Annotated in this window: 15 protein-coding genes; 7 read left to right on the top strand and 8 right to left on the bottom strand. The window is 55.2% G+C overall.

What is annotated here, in order from left to right; translation table 11 throughout:
- From lptD to apaH, 6 genes are all read left to right on the top strand, one after another.
- On the top strand, positions 1-909 hold a 909-nt coding region (gene lptD / locus JTA15_RS20995; RefSeq protein ID WP_219372685.1), incomplete at its 5' end, for an LPS assembly protein LptD.
- Between the two features lie 53 nt (positions 910-962).
- Complete coding sequence (surA, locus tag JTA15_RS20990; protein ID WP_014168597.1) at positions 963-2,249, top strand: peptidylprolyl isomerase SurA; 1,287 nt, start codon at positions 963-965, stop codon at positions 2,247-2,249.
- Positions 2,249-3,235 (top strand): 4-hydroxythreonine-4-phosphate dehydrogenase PdxA, encoded by a 987-nt coding sequence (gene pdxA / locus JTA15_RS20985; RefSeq protein ID WP_020882559.1) that lies wholly within the window; start codon positions 2,249-2,251, stop codon positions 3,233-3,235. Before surA ends, pdxA begins: the two co-directional genes overlap by 1 nt.
- Positions 3,232-4,053 (top strand): 16S rRNA (adenine(1518)-N(6)/adenine(1519)-N(6))-dimethyltransferase RsmA, encoded by an 822-nt coding sequence (gene rsmA / locus JTA15_RS20980; RefSeq protein ID WP_014168595.1) that lies wholly within the window; start codon positions 3,232-3,234, stop codon positions 4,051-4,053. Before pdxA ends, rsmA begins: the two co-directional genes overlap by 4 nt.
- A 3-nt stretch (positions 4,054-4,056) precedes the next feature.
- Positions 4,057-4,434 (top strand): Co2+/Mg2+ efflux protein ApaG, encoded by a 378-nt coding sequence (apaG, locus tag JTA15_RS20975; RefSeq protein WP_014168594.1) that lies wholly within the window; start codon positions 4,057-4,059, stop codon positions 4,432-4,434.
- A 4-nt stretch (positions 4,435-4,438) separates the two neighbouring features.
- Positions 4,439-5,287: a bis(5'-nucleosyl)-tetraphosphatase (symmetrical) ApaH gene (apaH, locus tag JTA15_RS20970; protein WP_219372684.1), complete on the top strand. Its 849-nt coding sequence runs from the start codon at positions 4,439-4,441 to the stop codon at positions 5,285-5,287.
- 39 nt (positions 5,288-5,326) lie between these two features.
- On the opposite strand, the gene folA is transcribed toward apaH, so the two are convergent.
- From folA to JTA15_RS20930, 8 genes are all read right to left on the bottom strand, one after another.
- Positions 5,327-5,806 (bottom strand): type 3 dihydrofolate reductase, encoded by a 480-nt coding sequence (gene folA / locus JTA15_RS20965; RefSeq protein ID WP_008502023.1) that lies wholly within the window; start codon positions 5,804-5,806, stop codon positions 5,327-5,329.
- 114 nt (positions 5,807-5,920) lie between these two features.
- Entirely contained in the window at positions 5,921-7,786 is a 1,866-nt protein-coding gene (kefC, locus tag JTA15_RS20960; protein WP_020882558.1) for a glutathione-regulated potassium-efflux system protein KefC, read from the bottom strand.
- Positions 7,779-8,309: a glutathione-regulated potassium-efflux system oxidoreductase KefF gene (gene kefF, locus JTA15_RS20955; RefSeq protein ID WP_020882557.1), complete on the bottom strand. Its 531-nt coding sequence runs from the start codon at positions 8,307-8,309 to the stop codon at positions 7,779-7,781. The genes kefC and kefF overlap by 8 nt, the downstream gene beginning before the upstream one ends.
- Before the next feature lie 105 nt (positions 8,310-8,414).
- Positions 8,415-8,648, bottom strand: coding sequence for a YgdI/YgdR family lipoprotein (locus JTA15_RS20950; protein WP_010427047.1), 234 nt, complete (start codon positions 8,646-8,648; stop codon positions 8,415-8,417).
- A gap of 138 nt (positions 8,649-8,786) precedes the next feature.
- On the bottom strand, positions 8,787-12,011 hold the full coding sequence (gene carB / locus JTA15_RS20945; RefSeq protein ID WP_014168589.1) for a carbamoyl-phosphate synthase large subunit: 3,225 nt from the start codon (positions 12,009-12,011) through the stop codon (positions 8,787-8,789).
- Between the two features lie 18 nt (positions 12,012-12,029).
- Entirely contained in the window at positions 12,030-13,178 is a 1,149-nt protein-coding gene (gene carA / locus JTA15_RS20940) for a glutamine-hydrolyzing carbamoyl-phosphate synthase small subunit (protein WP_020882556.1), read from the bottom strand.
- Between the two features lie 454 nt (positions 13,179-13,632).
- Positions 13,633-14,454 carry a 4-hydroxy-tetrahydrodipicolinate reductase gene (gene dapB, locus JTA15_RS20935; protein WP_047955034.1) on the bottom strand — a complete coding sequence of 274 codons (822 nt, stop codon included), beginning with the start codon at positions 14,452-14,454 and terminating at the stop codon, positions 13,633-13,635.
- Between the two features lie 133 nt (positions 14,455-14,587).
- Complete coding sequence (locus JTA15_RS20930; RefSeq protein WP_020882554.1) at positions 14,588-15,595, bottom strand: LacI family DNA-binding transcriptional regulator; 1,008 nt, start codon at positions 15,593-15,595, stop codon at positions 14,588-14,590.
- 188 nt (positions 15,596-15,783) lie between these two features.
- On the opposite strand from JTA15_RS20930, the gene JTA15_RS20925 reads away from it, so the two are divergent.
- Complete coding sequence (locus JTA15_RS20925) at positions 15,784-17,526, top strand: class I mannose-6-phosphate isomerase (protein WP_219372683.1); 1,743 nt, start codon at positions 15,784-15,786, stop codon at positions 17,524-17,526.
- Positions 17,527-17,528: the final 2 nt, after the last annotated feature.

The raw sequence follows: 17,528 nt of genomic DNA, 5'->3' as shown, positions 1-17,528 counted from the left end.
CTGCCGCAGTTCAAAATGGACGGAAAACTGATCTTCGAACGCGATATGGGTCTTCTGGCGGAGGGTTATACCCAGACGCTTGAGCCACGTATGCAGTATCTGTACGTCCCGTATCGCGATCAGAGCAACATTCAGAACTATGACTCCTCATTCCTGCAGTCTGACTACAGCGGTCTGTTCCGCGACCGTACCTACGGTGGCCTCGACCGTATTGCGTCAGCAAACCAGTTAACGACCGGCGTCACAACACGCGTTTATGATGATGCCGCCGTTGAACGTTTTAACGTTTCTGTTGGTCAAATCTACTATTTCACCGAGTCCCGGACCGGTGATGACAACATTAACTGGGAGAAAGACGACAAAACGGGTTCTCTGGTGTGGGCGGGTGATACCTACTGGCGTATGACCGATCGCTGGGGTTTACGCGGGGGTGTGCAGTACGATACGCGTCTCAACAACGTTGCGACAAGCAGTGCGGCGATTGAATATCGTCGTGATGAAGACCGTATGCTGCAGTTGACCTATCGTTACGCCAGCCCGGAATATATTCAGGCCACGTTGCCAAACTATGCGAATACGGATCAGTACAAAGACGGCATCTCGCAGGTGGGTGGCGCAGCGAGTTGGCCAATCGCCGATCGCTGGTCAATCGTCGGTGCTTACTACTTTGACACCAACACCAGTAAACCTGCTGACCAGATGGTTGGTCTGCAATATAACTCCTGCTGCTACGCGCTGCGTGTCGGTTACGAACGTAAGCTTAACGGCTGGGATACCAAGAATGAACAGGGCAAATACGATAACGTGATTGGCTTTAATGTCGAACTGCGCGGCCTGAGCTCCAACTACGGCCTGGGCACGCAGCAGATGCTGCGCTCGAACATTCTGCCGTACCGCAGTTCCTTGTAATGTGCTTAATTTGCAACGTAATCCGCTTTGCGGTTAATTGAAATGGAAAAAGTATGAAGAACTGGAAAACGCTGCTGCTCGGTGTCGCTATGGTTGCGAATACCAGCTTCGCGGCCCCCCAGGTTGTTGATAAGGTCGCCGCTGTGGTTAACAACGGCGTCGTGCTCGAAAGCGACGTTGACGGTTTGATGAAATCTGTGAAGCTCAATTCGGGTGAAGCAGGTCAGCAACTCCCGGATGACGCTACCCTGCGCCATCAGATCCTGGAACGTCTGATCATGGATCAGATTGTCCTGCAAATGGGTCAGAAAATGGGTGTGAAGGTCACTGACGAGCAGCTCGATCAGGCCATTGCTAACATCGCGAAGCAGAACAACATGAGCCTGGACCAGATGCGCAGCCGTCTGGCCTATGATGGCATCAGCTATGCAACGTACCGTAATCAGATCCGTAAAGAGATGCTGATTTCGGAAGTGCGCAACAATGAAGTCCGTCGTCGCGTCACGATCCTGCCTCAGGAAGTGGACGCGCTGGCAAAACAGGTGGGTAACCAGAACGACGCCAGCACCGAACTGAACCTGAGCCACATTCTGATCCCGCTGCCAGAGAACCCAACCTCCGACCAGGCTGCGGAAGCTGAAAGCCAGGCGCGTTCGATTGTCGAGCAGGCACGTAACGGCGGTGACTTTGGCAAACTGGCCATCACCTACTCCGCTGACCAACAGGCGCTGAAAGGCGGCCAGATGGGCTGGGGACGTATCCAGGAGCTGCCTTCCATCTTTGCCCAGGCGCTGAGCACGGCGAAGAAAGGTGACATCGTGGGTCCCATCCGTTCAGGCGTGGGCTTCCACATCCTGAAAGTGAACGATCTGCGCGGTCAGAGTCAGAACATTTCTGTTACCGAAGTTCACGCTCGCCATATTCTCCTCAAGCCGTCACCTATCATGACTGACGATCAGGCGCGCGTGAAACTGCAACAGATTGCTGCAGACATCAAGAGCGGAAAAACCTCGTTTGCGAATGCCGCGAAAGAGTTCTCTCAGGATCCCGGCTCTGCTAATCAGGGCGGCGATCTGGGCTGGGCGGCCGCAGATATCTACGATCCTGCGTTCCGTGACGCACTGATGAAGCTGAACAAAGGCCAGATGAGCGCCCCGGTGCACTCCTCCTTCGGCTGGCATCTGATCGAACTGTTGGATACCCGCAATGTTGATAAAACGGACGCGGCGCAGAAAGACAGAGCCTACCGCATGCTGTTTAACCGTAAGTTCTCTGAAGAAGCAGCAACCTGGATGCAGGAACAACGCGCCAGCGCTTATGTGAAAGTACTGAGTAACTAATGAAACAGCATCGTGTTGTGATCACTCCCGGCGAACCTGCCGGGATTGGGCCTGACCTCGTTGTCCAGCTCGCCCAGCGCAGCTGGCCGGTGGAACTGGTTGTCTGCGCTGATGCAACACTGTTACAAGACCGGGCAACGCTGCTCGGTCTGCCTTTAACGCTCATCCCCTACGTTGAAGGCCAGCAGCCTGCACCACAGCAAGCCGGCACGCTTACGCTTCTTCCTGTTCCACTTCGTACTCCCGTCATCCCGGGTCAGCTCAGTACCGAAAACGGCCACTATGTTGTAGAGACGCTGGCGCGTGCCTGCGACGGTTGCCTGAAGGGTGAATTTGCCGCCCTGATCACCGGTCCCGTGCACAAAGGCGTTATCAACGAGGCGGGGATACCGTTTACCGGGCACACGGAGTTCTTTGAAGAGCGCTCACACAGCCCGAAAGTGGTCATGATGCTGGCGACAGAAGCAATGCGCGTTGCCCTCGTGACGACCCATTTGCCCATCAGGGCCATTCCGGATGCCATTACTCCGTCTCTTTTACGGGAGATCATCGGGATCCTGCATCACGACCTGCAAACCAAATTCGGCATCAAACAGCCGCATGTGCTGGTCTGCGGCCTGAACCCGCACGCCGGTGAAGGCGGACATATGGGTACCGAAGAGATCGACACCATTATTCCGGTGCTTGAAGAAATGCGGGCAAAAGGGATGAACTTAAGCGGGCCGTTGCCTGCCGATACCCTTTTCCAGCCAAAATACCTGGATAATGCGGACGCCGTGCTCGCGATGTACCACGATCAAGGCCTGCCCGTGCTAAAATACCAGGGCTTTGGCCGCGGGGTGAATATCACCCTCGGTTTACCTTTTATTCGAACGTCCGTTGACCACGGTACTGCGCTGGATCTGGCAGGCCAGGGGAAAGCGGATGTCGGCAGTTTTATTACGGCGCTTAATCTCGCCATCAAAATGATTGTTAATACTCAATGACTAATCGAGTCCATCAGGGCCACTTAGCCCGAAAACGCTTCGGGCAAAACTTCCTCAACGATCAGTTCGTGATCGACAGTATCGTGTCTGCCATTAATCCGCAGAAAGGTCAGGCTATGGTCGAAATCGGCCCGGGTCTTGCCGCTCTGACTGAACCCGTAGGCGAACGCCTGGACGAACTGACCGTTATCGAACTCGATCGCGATCTCGCCGCACGCCTGCAAACTCATCCGTTCCTGGGGCCAAAGCTGACGATTTATCAGCAGGATGCCATGACCATGAACTTTGGTGAGCTGTCGGAAAAAATGGGCCAACCGCTGCGCGTGTTCGGTAACCTGCCGTACAACATTTCCACACCGCTAATGTTCCACCTGTTTAGCTATACTGATGCCATTGCCGACATGCACTTCATGTTGCAAAAAGAGGTGGTTAACCGTCTGGTTGCAGGGCCGAACAGTAAAGCGTATGGTCGTTTGAGCGTGATGGCGCAATATTTCTGCAACGTGATCCCGGTGCTCGAAGTACCGCCAACCGCCTTTACGCCGCCACCAAAAGTGGACTCTGCGGTAGTGCGTCTTGTACCGCATAAAATAATGCCGTACCCGGTGAAAGACCTGCGCGTGCTGAGCCGCATTACTACGGAAGCGTTTAACCAGCGCCGTAAAACGATCCGTAACAGCCTGGGCAATCTGTTTACCGTTGAAGTGCTGACTGAGTTGGGTATTGACCCGGCAATGCGTGCAGAAAATATTTCCGTAGAACAGTACTGCAAGCTGGCTAATTACATCAGCGAAAATGCGCCGCCGAAGGAGAGTTAAGCCATGATTGATTCGCCCCGCGTATGTGTCCATGTACAAAGCGTTTATGTTGAATCCCAGTCTTCACCGGATGAAGAACGTTTTGTCTTCGCTTACACCGTGACCATTCGCAATCTGGGGCGGATGCCTGTGCAACTGCTTGGGCGCTACTGGCTTATCACCAACGGCAACGGCCGCGAAATCGAAGTTCAGGGTGAAGGTGTGGTTGGTGAACAGCCCCACATCGACCCTGGCGAAGAGTATCAATATACCAGCGGTGCCGTGATCGAAACGCCGCTGGGTACCATGCAGGGCCATTACGAAATGGTCGACGTCGATGGCAATGTGTTCCGCGTTGCTATTCCTGTGTTCCGTCTCGCCGTTACAACACTCATTCATTAATCTAATGTCTACATATCTGATTGGCGACGTTCACGGTTGCTACGATGAACTGATCGCATTGTTAAAACAGGTCGACTTTACGCCTGGACAAGATACGCTCTGGCTGACGGGCGATTTAGTGGCGCGTGGCCCTGGCTCGCTGGACGTTCTACGCTTCGTCAAATCACTGGGCGACAGCGTGCGCATGGTACTGGGCAACCACGATCTGCATTTGCTGGCCGTCTTTGCCGGGATCAGTCGCAACAAACCCAAAGATCGTCTCTCGCCTTTGCTGGATGCCCCGGACGCGGATGTTCTCATCAACTGGCTACGCCGCCAGCCGCTGCTGCAGATCGATGAAGAGAAAAAACTGGTCATGGCGCATGCCGGGATCACCCCTCAGTGGGATCTTGAGACGGCGAAAACCTGTGCGCGTGACGTTGAAGCGGTGCTGGCAAGCGACTCGTATCCTTTCTTCCTCGACGCGATGTACGGCGATATGCCGAATCACTGGAGCGAAGATCTTAGCGGTCTGGCCCGCCTGCGCTTTATTACGAACGCTTTCACCCGCATGCGTTTTTGCTTCCCGAACGGGCAGCTGGATATGTATTGCAAAGAGACACCGGAAAGCGCCCCTGCGCCTCTTAAGCCGTGGTTTGCCATTCCCGGTCCGGTGACCAACGCCTATCACGTGGTGTTTGGCCACTGGGCGTCGCTTGAAGGAAAAGGCACACCGGAGGGGATCTACGGTCTCGATACCGGCTGCTGCTGGGGTGGAGAATTAACCTGCTTGCGCTGGGAAGATAAAACGTACTTTGTTCAGCCATCCAACCGACAGCTGGACTTAGGGGAAGACGAGGCCGTTGCCTCCTGATGAGGATTTCCCTCCCCCGGACGGGAGAGGGACATTCACTTAGCGACGTTCCAGAATTTCGAAGCAGTAGCTGTGGGAGTTCTGCGCATCCGCGTCGTGGAATTCACTGAAGACAGATTCCCACTCATCAGGATCGTAGTCCGGGAAATGCGTATCCCCTTCCACTTCCGCATCAATGTGGGTCAGATACAGCTTCTGTGCTTTCGGCAGGAACTGTTCGTACACACGCCCACCGCCAATCACCATGATCTCTTCGGCATTACCGCATGCGGCAATGGCCTCGTCTACGGACTTCACCCATTCGACGCGATCGTCAGTGCCAGGCTGGCTACTGATAACGATATTTTTACGGCCCGGTAATGGACGACCAATCGACTCCCAGGTCAGGCGGCCCATCACTACCGGCTTGTTTAACGTAGTACGTTTAAACCATGCGAGATCGGCAGGCAGGTTCCACGGCATGGCATTTTCCATACCGATAACACGGTCCACCGCCAGCGCTGCAATCAGACTGATCATTGAAAATTTCCCGGATGCAAAAAATTGCCGCCACTATACGGAAAGCTTAATCTTTCGTCGACTGGCGGCTGAGTAAAGATAGAGAAATTTTTTAATATTGCTGGCAACTCCACTTCACGCGGAAGGTTTACTCTCCGGTTCGTCCGCCGGATCGCCGGTATGCTTGCCCTCTTCCGTGCCCTGCCAGCCGTGACGCTGGATAAGCGACAGGTGATTGCGGTCCTCGTTAATGATTTCCGTCAGCATCGCGCTGGTGCGTTTAAACACCGCTGCACGCTCGGTGGCTGTGCTGCCCGCCATCGCCACCATCTCTTCCACCATCTCGGTATTAAAGCGGCGGAACAGGTCCGCACGTTCACGGGCTTCATAGGCACCTAGCCCCAGATTTTCCAGCGCCATCCGGCCAGACTTGAGCGCACCTTCGAACGTTTCACGCTCTGGCGCCTCCACCCCTGCCTGACGCAGCCGGATGTAGTGATCCACATCGCGGGCGCGAGAGATAATGGTCAGCTCGGGGAAGTGTTCCTTGACCAGCTCCACCATCTGCATGCTGGTCTCCGGATCGTCGATTGCGTTAATCAACACTTCGGCTTTCGCCGCCCCGGCGGACTCCAGCAGATCGACACGCGTTGCATCCCCGTAAAACACTTTCATGTCGAATTTCCGCAGGGTCTCAACATGGTCGGGATCGTGGTCGAGGATCACCATTTTGACCCCGCTCGACAACAGCAAACGGCCCACGATCTGCCCGAAGCGACCAAACCCGGCGATGATCACCCGTGGCTGCTCCTCGTCGATCTCGTCGGCTTCGCGTTCTTGCTCGCTCCCCGTTTTTTCCAGACGCGCCAGCACCACCAGCAGAACAGGCGTTGCGGCCATCGACAGTGCGACGGCAAGCGTCAGCGCTTTCGCCCACTCAGCATCCAGTACGTTGGCCATCTGTGCCGCGCCAAAGACCACGAATGCAAACTCACTCCCCTGCCCCAGCAGTACGGCAAACCAACGACGCTGCTTGTTGGGCACCGTTAATGGACGCGCTATCAGCCACAGCATGCCCATCTTAATGACCAGGAAACCGACCAGCAGGATGAGGATCCGCAGCGGATGCGTTACCAGCGTGCCAAAGTCGATAGACATCCCCACGCCGATGAAAAACAGCCCCAGCAATAATCCCTTAAACGGCTCGATATCACTTTCCAGCGCATGGCGATATTCAGAGCTGGCCAGCAGCACCCCGGCCAGGAACGCCCCCATAGCCATCGATAGGCCGGCTTCCTCAAGCAGCAAACCAAAGCCAAACACCAGGAACAGCGCAACGGCACTGAAAACTTCACGCAGGCCGGAGCGAGCGACAAAGCGCAGCAGTGGTCGGGTCACGTAGCGGCCAAGCAGAATAACCAGCGCCAGGGCACCAACCACTTTCAGCGCGGAAAGCGCAAAAGCTCCCATGGTCGTTGAGGCACCGCTTGCGGCCAGCAGCGGGATCATCGCCACCAGCGGGATGGCGGCAATATCCTGGAACAGCAGCACCGAAAACGCGCTGCGCCCCATCTGAGAGACCGTCAGGTTACGCTCGTTCATTGCCTGCATGGCAATGGCTGTTGAGGAGAGTGCCAGCGTCAGGCCGATGAGTGTCGCAACTTTCCAGTCCATGCCCAGCAGGATACAGAACCCACCCAGCAGCAGACCACAGGCCACCATCTGCAACGCTCCCCCACCAAATACCGAAGCGCGCAGTTTCCATAACCGCCGCGGATCCAGCTCCAGGCCAATTACAAACAGCATCAGCACGACGCCGATCTCAGCGAAATGGAGAATCGCCTCGGCATCGGTCACCAGACGGAAGCCCCACGGTCCAATGACACAGCCGGCAATGAGGTAACCCAGCACCGAACCCAGCCCCAGACGTACCGCCACGGGTACAATCAGCGCAGCCGCGCCGAGGTAAATCAGCGCCTGTATCAGCGTATGGCTATCCATTGTTCGCCTCCTGCCACTCAAGTAACCGTTGTTTATAATGGCGTGCCTGCGCCTGCAACGTCTCATCATCGCAAACGAACGTACAGTGCATCGCAAAAGGAGGGAGCCAGTTCAGCCCACAATAGAGCGCCGTCGCCTGCAGCGGCTGTGACAGCACCTCAAAGCCCGGGAAAGCACCAATATCGAAGTGGCTTTCTCCCCCGCCGGTGGTCACGGCCCACATCAGGCTTTTACCTTTAAGCGCGTGACCGTTGTGGCCATACGCCCAGCCGTGGGAAAAGACTTTATCGATCCACAGTTTGAGGAGCGGAGGGGTGCTGTACCATTGCATCGGATGCTGCCAGATAATTAAATCGGCACGAGAGAGCGCCTCCTGTTCGGCGGCGATATCGATATTAAAATCGGGATAAAGTTGATAGAGGGAACGTATCTCTACGTTATCAAGCGTCCTTACCTGCTCAAGCATCCGTTTATTTGCATGCGAGTGATGCGGATACGGATGTGCGTAAATTATCAGAATCATTAATTAGCCTGTTGTTTTACTGCCTTCTTTTACCAAAAGAGTGTAGTCAGTAATTCAACAGGCTAATAGTGAATATTATTGACGGGCTAACGTCAGAAATCTGAACTAGTTATCCAGTTCGCCCATGGATTTCACCTGGTCACGGTTGATCTGTTCAGTTTGACCCGTTTCGGCGTTTTTATAGGAAACCAGACCGGTGTCATCATCGACCTGCGGCTTACCGTCAGTCACTATCGTACGGCCATCCGTGGTTTTTACTGCCTGATTAGATGAACAGCCCGCAACGGTAAACATGGCGGTGGCAGCCAGAACGGACGCGATCAGTAGTTTATTTTGCATGGTGTTTTCCCCTGCTCTCAGTTGAATTTCGTTATCGACCTAACCATTTTAGGCTAACTGACTGAATGCGGTTGGAAAACCAGAAGGTTCTGAAGGTGGGAATAATACCCGGCAGCGAATACTGCCGGGTATGTTGGCTTACTTGTTAATCTGGGCGTGCATTTCCTGAACGGAAATCACCTTCTCGGTGGCATCAGCGTTCAGTGCCATCGCGGTGGCGAAACCACCGTTAAGGGTGGTGTCGTAATGCACTTTGTACTGCAGCGCGCTGCGGCGAATCAGCTTGGAGTCTTCAATCGCCTGACGACCTGCGGTGGTGTTAATGATGTAGGTGTATTCGCCATTCTTGATGCGATCCTGAATGTGCGGACGACCTTCATGCACCTTGTTCACCAGACGCGGATTAATGCCCGCTTCACCCAGCACAATGGCCGTGCCGTGGGTTGCATCCAGCTCGAAGCCCTGTTTCAGCAGCTTAGCCGCCAGGTCAACCACGCGCTCTTTATCGCCTTCGCGAACAGAGAGCAGCGCACGGCCAGATTTTTTCATGGTGGAGTTACTGCCTAACTGCGCCTTCGCGAACGCTTCTGCGAAGGTGCGGCCCACGCCCATCACTTCCCCGGTAGAACGCATTTCTGGCCCTAACAGCGGGTCGACGCCCGGGAATTTGTTGAACGGCAGTACCACTTCTTTCACCGAGTAGTACGGTGGGATAATTTCTTTCGTCACGCCCTGCTGTGCCAGCGTCTGGCCCGCCATCACGCGCGCCGCCACTTTCGCCAGCGGAACACCGGTAGCTTTGGAGACGAACGGTACGGTACGTGCTGCGCGCGGGTTCACTTCAATCAGGTAGACTTCGTTGTCTTTAACAGCGAACTGGACGTTCATCAGACCGCGAACCTGCAGTTCGAAGGCCAGCTTCTGCACCTGCTGGCGCATCACGTCCTGAATTTCCTGGCTCAGGGTGTACGCTGGCAGGGAACATGCGGAGTCACCGGAGTGAACGCCTGCCTGTTCGATGTGCTCCATGATACCGCCAATCAGCACCATTTCGCCGTCACAGATGGCATCCACATCCACTTCAACGGCATCGTCGAGGAAACGGTCGAGCAGAACCGGCGCATCGTTGGACACGCTCACTGCCGTCTGGAAGTAGCGACGCAGGTCAGCTTCGTCGTAGACGATTTCCATCGCGCGGCCGCCCAGCACGTACGAAGGACGTACCACCAGCGGGTAGCCAATCTCTTTCGCCTTCTCAACAGCCATCTCGATAGCGGTGACGGTGGCATTGGCTGGCTGTTTCAGCTTCAGACGGTCAACCGCCTGCTGGAAACGCTCACGGTCTTCTGCACGGTCGATTGCATCCGGGCTGGTACCGATTACCGGCACACCAGCGGCTTCCAGCGCGCGCGCCAGTTTCAGTGGGGTCTGGCCACCGTATTGCACGATAACGCCTTTAGGCTTCTCGATACGCACGATTTCCAGCACATCTTCCAGCGTTACCGGCTCAAAGTAGAGGCGGTCGGAGGTATCGTAGTCGGTCGACACGGTTTCCGGGTTACAGTTGACCATGATGGTCTCGTAACCGTCTTCGCGCAGTGCCAGGGAGGCGTGAACGCAGCAGTAGTCAAACTCAATGCCCTGGCCGATACGGTTAGGACCGCCGCCCAGCACCATAATCTTGTCGCGGTCGACGGACGGATTCGCTTCACACTCATCTTCATACGTGGAGTACATGTAAGCGGTGTCGGTCGCGAACTCCGCTGCACAGGTATCCACGCGTTTGTAGACCGGGTGCAGGTCATACTGGTCACGCAGCTTGCGGATTTCCGCTTCACGTACGCCCGCCAGTTTGGCCAGACGCGCATCGGCGAAGCCTTTACGCTTCAGTACGCGCAGGAAGTCAGCGTCCAGGCCATTGATGCCCAGGTCCGCGACTCTTTCTTCCAGACGTACCAGCTCTTCAATCTGCACCAGGAACCAGCGGTCGATGTTGGTCAGGTTGAACACGCCATCAACAGAGAGGCCCGCACGGAACGCATCTGCGATGTACCAGATACGCTCTGCGCCTGCGTCTTTCAGCTCGCGGCGAATTTTGGTCAGCGCTTCAGGGTCTTCCAGGCTCACTTTCGGGTCAAAACCCGTGGCCCCCACTTCCAGGCCGCGCAGCGCTTTCTGCAGGGATTCCTGCTGAGTACGCCCAATCGCCATCACTTCGCCAACAGATTTCATCTGCGTGGTCAGACGGTCGTTTGCGCCAGCGAACTTCTCGAAGTTAAAGCGAGGGATCTTGGTCACAACGTAGTCGATGGACGGCTCGAAGGACGCTGGAGTGCGACCACCGGTGATGTCGTTCATCAGCTCATCGAGGGTATATCCCACCGCCAGTTTCGCGGCCACTTTCGCAATCGGGAAGCCGGTGGCTTTCGAGGCCAGCGCGGAGGAGCGAGAAACACGCGGGTTCATTTCGATAACAATCAGGCGACCGTTTTTCGGGTTCACGGCAAACTGAACGTTAGAGCCACCCGTTTCTACGCCGATTTCACGCAGTACCGCCATCGAGGCGTTACGCATGATTTGATACTCTTTGTCGGTCAGCGTCTGGGCTGGCGCTACGGTGATGGAGTCGCCGGTGTGGATACCCATCGCATCGAAGTTTTCGATGGAGCAGACGATGATGCAGTTGTCGTTTTTATCACGCACCACTTCCATCTCGTACTCTTTCCAGCCAATCAGCGATTCATCAATCAGCAGCTCTTTGGTGGGGGAGAGATCCAGACCGCGTTCACAAATCTCTTCGAACTCTTCGCGGTTGTAGGCAATACCGCCGCCGGTGCCACCCATGGTGAAGGATGGACGGATAATGCACGGATAACCAACGTCAGCCGCCACGGCCAGCGCTTCTTCCATGGTATGTGCGATACCGGAACGCGCAGTGTCGAGGCCGATTTTCTTCATCGCCACGTCGAAGCGACGACGGTCTTCAGCTTTATCAATGGCATCGGCTGTCGCACCAATCATGGTCACGCCGAACTCTTCCAGCACGCCCTGACGTTCCAGCTCCAGCGCGCAGTTCAGCGCCGTCTGGCCGCCCATGGTAGGCAGAACCGCGTCCGGACGCTCTTTTTCGATGATTTTGCGTACCACTTCCCAGTGAATCGGCTCGATGTAGGTTGCATCTGCCATTTCCGGGTCAGTCATGATGGTGGCCGGGTTAGAGTTCACCAGGATAACGCGGTAACCCTCTTCGCGCAGGGCTTTACACGCCTGGGCACCGGAGTAGTCGAATTCGCAGGCCTGGCCGATCACAATCGGGCCAGCGCCAAGGATCAGGATGCTTTTTATGTCTGTACGTTTTGGCATGGTCTTCTCGGCTCCTGATTATTTAGCGGTCTTACGGTATTGCTCAATAAGTTCGATGAAGTGATCGAACAGCGGCGCGGCATCGTGCGGGCCCGGGCTGGCTTCAGGGTGGCCCTGGAAGCTGAACGCTGGCTTATCGGTACGATGAATCCCCTGCAGGGTGCCATCGAACAGAGACTTGTGGGTCACGCGCAGGTTAGCAGGCATTGACGCCTCATCCACTGCGAAGCCGTGGTTCTGTGCCGTAATCATTACCGTGTTGTTATCGATATCTTTCACCGGGTGGTTCCCACCGTGGTGACCGAACTTCATCTTCACGGTGTTAGCACCGCTCGCCAGCGCCAGCAGCTGATGACCCAGACAGATGCCGAATACCGGGATATCGGTTTCCAGGAAGGATTTAATGGCGTCGATAGCGTAATCGCACGGTGCCGGGTCGCCAGGACCGTTGGACAGGAAGATACCGTCCGGATTCATCTTCAGTACCTCTTCAGCAGAGGTTTTCGCCGGGACGACCGTCAGGCGGCAGCCGCGGTCGACCAGCATACGCAGGATGTTGCGCTTGGCACCAAAATCGTACGCCACCACGTGGAATGGCAGGTCGCTCTCTTTTTTCGCTTCCGGCAGGTCTCCCGCCAGCGTCCAGCTTCCCTGCGTCCAGCTGTAGGCTTCTGCTGTGGTCACTTCTTTCGCCAGGTCCATGCCGTTCAGACCCGGGAAAGCTTTCGCTTTTTCCAGCGCCAGGGCTGCATCGAGGTTATCTCCTGCGATGATACAACCGTTTTGTGCACCCTTCTCGCGCAGCAGACGCGTCAGCTTACGGGTATCGATATCAGCAATCGCCACGATGTTATGGCGCTTCAGGTAGGAAGAGAGGTCCTCGGTATTGCGGTAGTTGCTGGCAATCAGCGGCAGGTCGCGAATGACCAGGCCTTGCGCATGTACCTGAGAGGATTCTTCGTCAGCAGCATTGGTGCCGACATTGCCGATATGAGGATAAGTAAGAGTAACGATTTGGCGAGAATAGGAAGGATCAGTGAGGATTTCTTGATAACCGGTCATTGAAGTATTGAAAACGACTTCCCCAACCGCCGAACCCGTTGCCCCTATGGCCCGACCGATAAACTGGGTTCCGTCTTCCAGAACCAATAGCGCTGACTTAATCAAAACACCCTCCAGAGAATATTCACTCACTTTATTTGCATATTAATTCATAACCGCGTCATGAATCAATGCAAATGTGTTGCCAGCGGATTTTTGGCAAACGGCGGCATTCTGGGGATTTGGTGGCTAAAAGTCAACTTAAAACGGAGATTTGTCATATTCTTTTGCGAGCCTGAGAGAGCCAGGAGAGCTTAAGCGGCAAAAAGATCAGGTAAATCACTGCGGGAAACGCTTGCGCGGCAAGTTTAATGGGAAAGACAGCTTCGTGGCATCAAAAAGTGGACCGGACGGTCAAAATTTACATTCAGATAACACAAAACACGAAGAAGAGATGAACTTTAGTGTGTAAATTCATGAAATCATGATGAAAGACATAAAATAAAAGGGCAATAAAATATTGCCCTATGCAATCAAAGCATTACGACTGCAATAACCACATCACGATGGGTAATAACGGTTACAAATTGTTGAGATCGAGCACATCTCGCATATCAAAAAGACCATTTCCCTTGCCTTTTAACCACAAGGCGGAGCGTACAGCGCCATTTGCAAACGTCATCCGGCTGGATGCCTTATGCGTAATCTCGACGCGTTCCCCAATATCGGCGAACATCGCCGTATGTTCGCCGACGATATCGCCCGCGCGGACGGTAGCAAAACCAATCGTGCCGGGAACACGTTCACCGGTGTGCCCTTCACGGGTGTAGACCGCGCAGTCTTTCAAATCTTTATCCAGTGCATGAGCAATCGCTTCCCCCATCGCCAGCGCCGTACCGGATGGCGCGTCGACTTTATAACGATGGTGCGCTTCAACAATCTCAATGTCGGTATAACTGCCCATGACCTTCGCTGCCTTCTCCAGCAGCTTCAGCATGACGTTCACCCCCACGCTAAAGTTTGCGGCGAAGACAATCGCAATCTCGTGTGAGGCATCCTGAATGGCCTGCTTCCCGGCATCATCAAAACCGGTGGTGCCGATCACCATTCCTTTACCGTGCTGACGGCAAAATGCCAGATGCGTGAGCGTGCCTTCCGGACGGGTAAAATCGATGAACACATCAAAGTCATCTTTTACCGCCTCCAGGCTGCTCTGCACGGTAACGCCTGTCTTACCCGCGCCCGCCAGCTCACCCGCGTCAGCGCCAAGCAACGATGAGCCGTCACGCTCCAGCGCCGCGCCCAGTGCCACGCCATCCATCTGTAGTGCCGCCTGAATCAGCTGGCGACCCATACGTCCACCCGCGCCCGCAATGGCGACACGGATCTGTGCATCATGCATAGTTATTCTCTTACGTTAAAATGATGTAAACCGTTTTCAGATTAACTAGCCTTTGCAGATGCTGCCAACTGAAAACGACGATAATTAGAATTTAATGATAAACAGGAAGAAATATCAGCAAAAGGCATAATCTTCAGCGAAAACCGCATGATTCGCGGACCACCAGCGCGGGCGGTAAAATAATGCGTTTCGCCGGCTCCCGGTTCCCCTGTATCCGGCTGAAAAGCAGCTCGCCGGCCTTACGCCCTATCTCCTTCGCGGCAACGGAGACGGTAGTCAGTGCAGGCTGTACCAGCCCGGCCTCGGTAATATCGTCAAAGCCCACCAGGGCAAAATGGCGTCCCGGCTCGCGTCCCATTTTGCGTAAACACTGCATAACGCCAAGGGCAACAATGTCCTGATAACACACTGCCGCGGTAATTTGCGGATGGTTCATCAACAACGCTTCCGCCACGCGCGCGCCATCACTCTGGCTTGCCTGTGAGGTGACGATCCATTCGGGATTCGGCGTCACACCATACTCCAGTAATTTACTGGTAAATCCGCCGATACGCTGAGCGCGAGACCCCGAATTCAGGCTACCGCCGATAAAGGCAATCTGACGATGCCCCATCCTCAGAAGATGCTCTGTCGCCATTTGGGTGCCAAGGAAGTTATCGGTTCCCACAAAATCAAAGTCCGGATCGTTTAGCGGTCGCACGACCATAATTGCCGGAATATTGCGTCGCTTAAGACCATCGAAAAAGGCCTGCGGGGTTTCTCGCGCGGCACACAGCACCATGCCACAGACGTTGTTACGCATCAGCGAATCCACAAACTTTTGCTGTCGCTCGGACGACTCTTCGCTGTTTGCCAGAAACAGCAGAAGGTCGTGGCGTTCCATCTCATGGCTTAGACCTGCCGTCATTTCGCCATAAAAAGGGTTCGTGATGTCATGCAACAGGAGCCCCACCTGATTACTGCTGCGGTTTCGCAGGTTGGCTGCCGTCTGATTGTAAACATAGCCCGATTCATCCAGCGCCTGAAGTACGCGCTCCCGGGTCCGTTGCGAGATCCGCCCTTTATTACACAGCACCATTGATACGGTGGCGGTTGAAACCCCGGCGCGTTTTGCCACATCAGCCAGCGTGATACCCGTCATGATCGCTCCTTGTCGTTCACATCAGATTAATCGAATAACCTCAATTTTGCACTTTTGCGCGTGAGCCCCTTCACATAATGGCCGCCTTTTCGCCACTTATCGCCAGAACTGGCGGGTTAATCGCGTTAATCACCCTTCCCAAACAAGGTTAATCGAATAACCTTAAGCAACGAAGACGGAGAGAAAAGATGGCAACTTACGATAAATTCCCGGAAGTCGCAGTAGAGGGGTATGACGATTGTGCCTGGCAGGGCTGGGACGCGATTGTGCGCGAGCTTACCCGCAGAGCGGGTCAATATACACGCACCGTACTGGTCATTGACTGCTACCCCGGCGTCAGGCTGGAGGAACTGGAGACAAAACTGCTGCCAGCATTGGGGGCCACGCTGACGCTCAATGCCGAACAGATGCGTCTCGACGAACACGCTTTAAGCCGGCTGCTGGCCCGACATCTCACTGACGACCGCGTCTTCGGCGTGCTCTCCTGCCACCAGCTCGAGGAATTCATCGACCCGGTGAAACGCGAGGCGTTGCAGGCGCAGGTCGAACTGTGCCGCGAAGGGATAATCGTTATTTACGGGCCGGGTGCCGCGCTGGTTAATGCAGGCGATATTCTGGTCTACGCCGATTTACCGCGCTGGGAGATCCAGCAGCGCATGCGCAGCGGTGAACTGGCTAACTGGGGCGCGGCGAACCAACACGAGGATATTCTGCGTCGCTACAAACGCGCCTTTTTCATTGAATGGCGCGTATTCGATCGTCACAAAACCCCGCTGCTACGGCGTACTGATTTTCTCCTGGATACCACCCAGGCGGATAATCCGGCGATGGTCGGCGGCGATGCGCTGCGCGCCGGGTTGCAACATACCACCCAACGTCCTTTTCGTGTAGTGCCCTTTTTCGACCCCGGCGTCTGGGGCGGACAATGGATGAAACAGAAATTCGATCTCGATCCCTCTGCGCCTAACTACGCATGGTGTTTTGACTGCGTGCCCGAGGAAAACAGCCTGTTGCTTCGTTACGGCGCGGTGCGGATCGAGATCCCCTCTCAGGATTTGGTGCTGCTGCACCCCCGGGCGCTGCTGGGTGAAAAAGTGCATGCCCGTTTTGGTGCGGAATTTCCCATCCGCTTTGACCTGCTAGATACCCTCGGCGGGCAGAACCTGAGTTTTCAGGTGCATCCGACCACGGAGTACATACAGCAGCATTTTGGTATGCATTACACCCAGGATGAGAGCTATTACATCCTTGAGGCAGAGCCAGGGGCTCAGGTGTATCTGGGGACCCGAACGGGTACCCGGCCCGAAGAGATGATGGACGACCTCAGACGGGCCAGCCGCGGTGAAAAGCCGTTCGACGACGCCCGCTTCGTCAATCATCTTGCGGCGAACAAGCACGATCATTTTTTGATCCCCGCCGGTACGGTTCACTGTTCTGGAGCAGGAACCGTGGTACTTGAGATCAGCGCCACGCCATACATTTTCACCTTCAAGCTCTGGGACTGGGGACGACTGGGAATGGATGGGCAGCCCCGCCCGGTTCATCTGGCGCATGGCGAAAAGGTGATCGACTGGCAACGCGATACGCAGTGGGTCGAACAGCATCTTGTGAATCAGTGTGAACCCCTCGGCGAAGACACCGGCTGGCGCGAAGAGCGGACCGGGCTTCACGAGCGTGAATTCATCGAAACGCGTCGCCACTGGTTCAGTGAACCGGTAACGCACTCCCCCCACGGAGGTGTGAATGTCCTTAATCTTGTTGAAGGTGAAGAGGCGACGGTAGACAGCCCCGGCGGCGCATTCGCCCCGTTCGTCGTGCACTACGCAGAAACGTTTATCGTCCCCGCTGACGCAGGCGAATACCGTATTTCTCCGTCAGGGCCGAGCTGTGGTAAATCCATTGCCACCATTAAAGCCTGGGTAAGAGGTTAACC

The sequence above is a fragment of the Enterobacter sp. BIDMC 29 genome, from assembly GCF_019378755.1.
Taxonomy (GTDB): domain Bacteria; phylum Pseudomonadota; class Gammaproteobacteria; order Enterobacterales; family Enterobacteriaceae; genus Enterobacter; species Enterobacter ludwigii.
The sequence above is the reverse complement of the archived record's forward strand: the minus strand, read 5'-3'. Positions and strand labels throughout refer to the sequence as shown.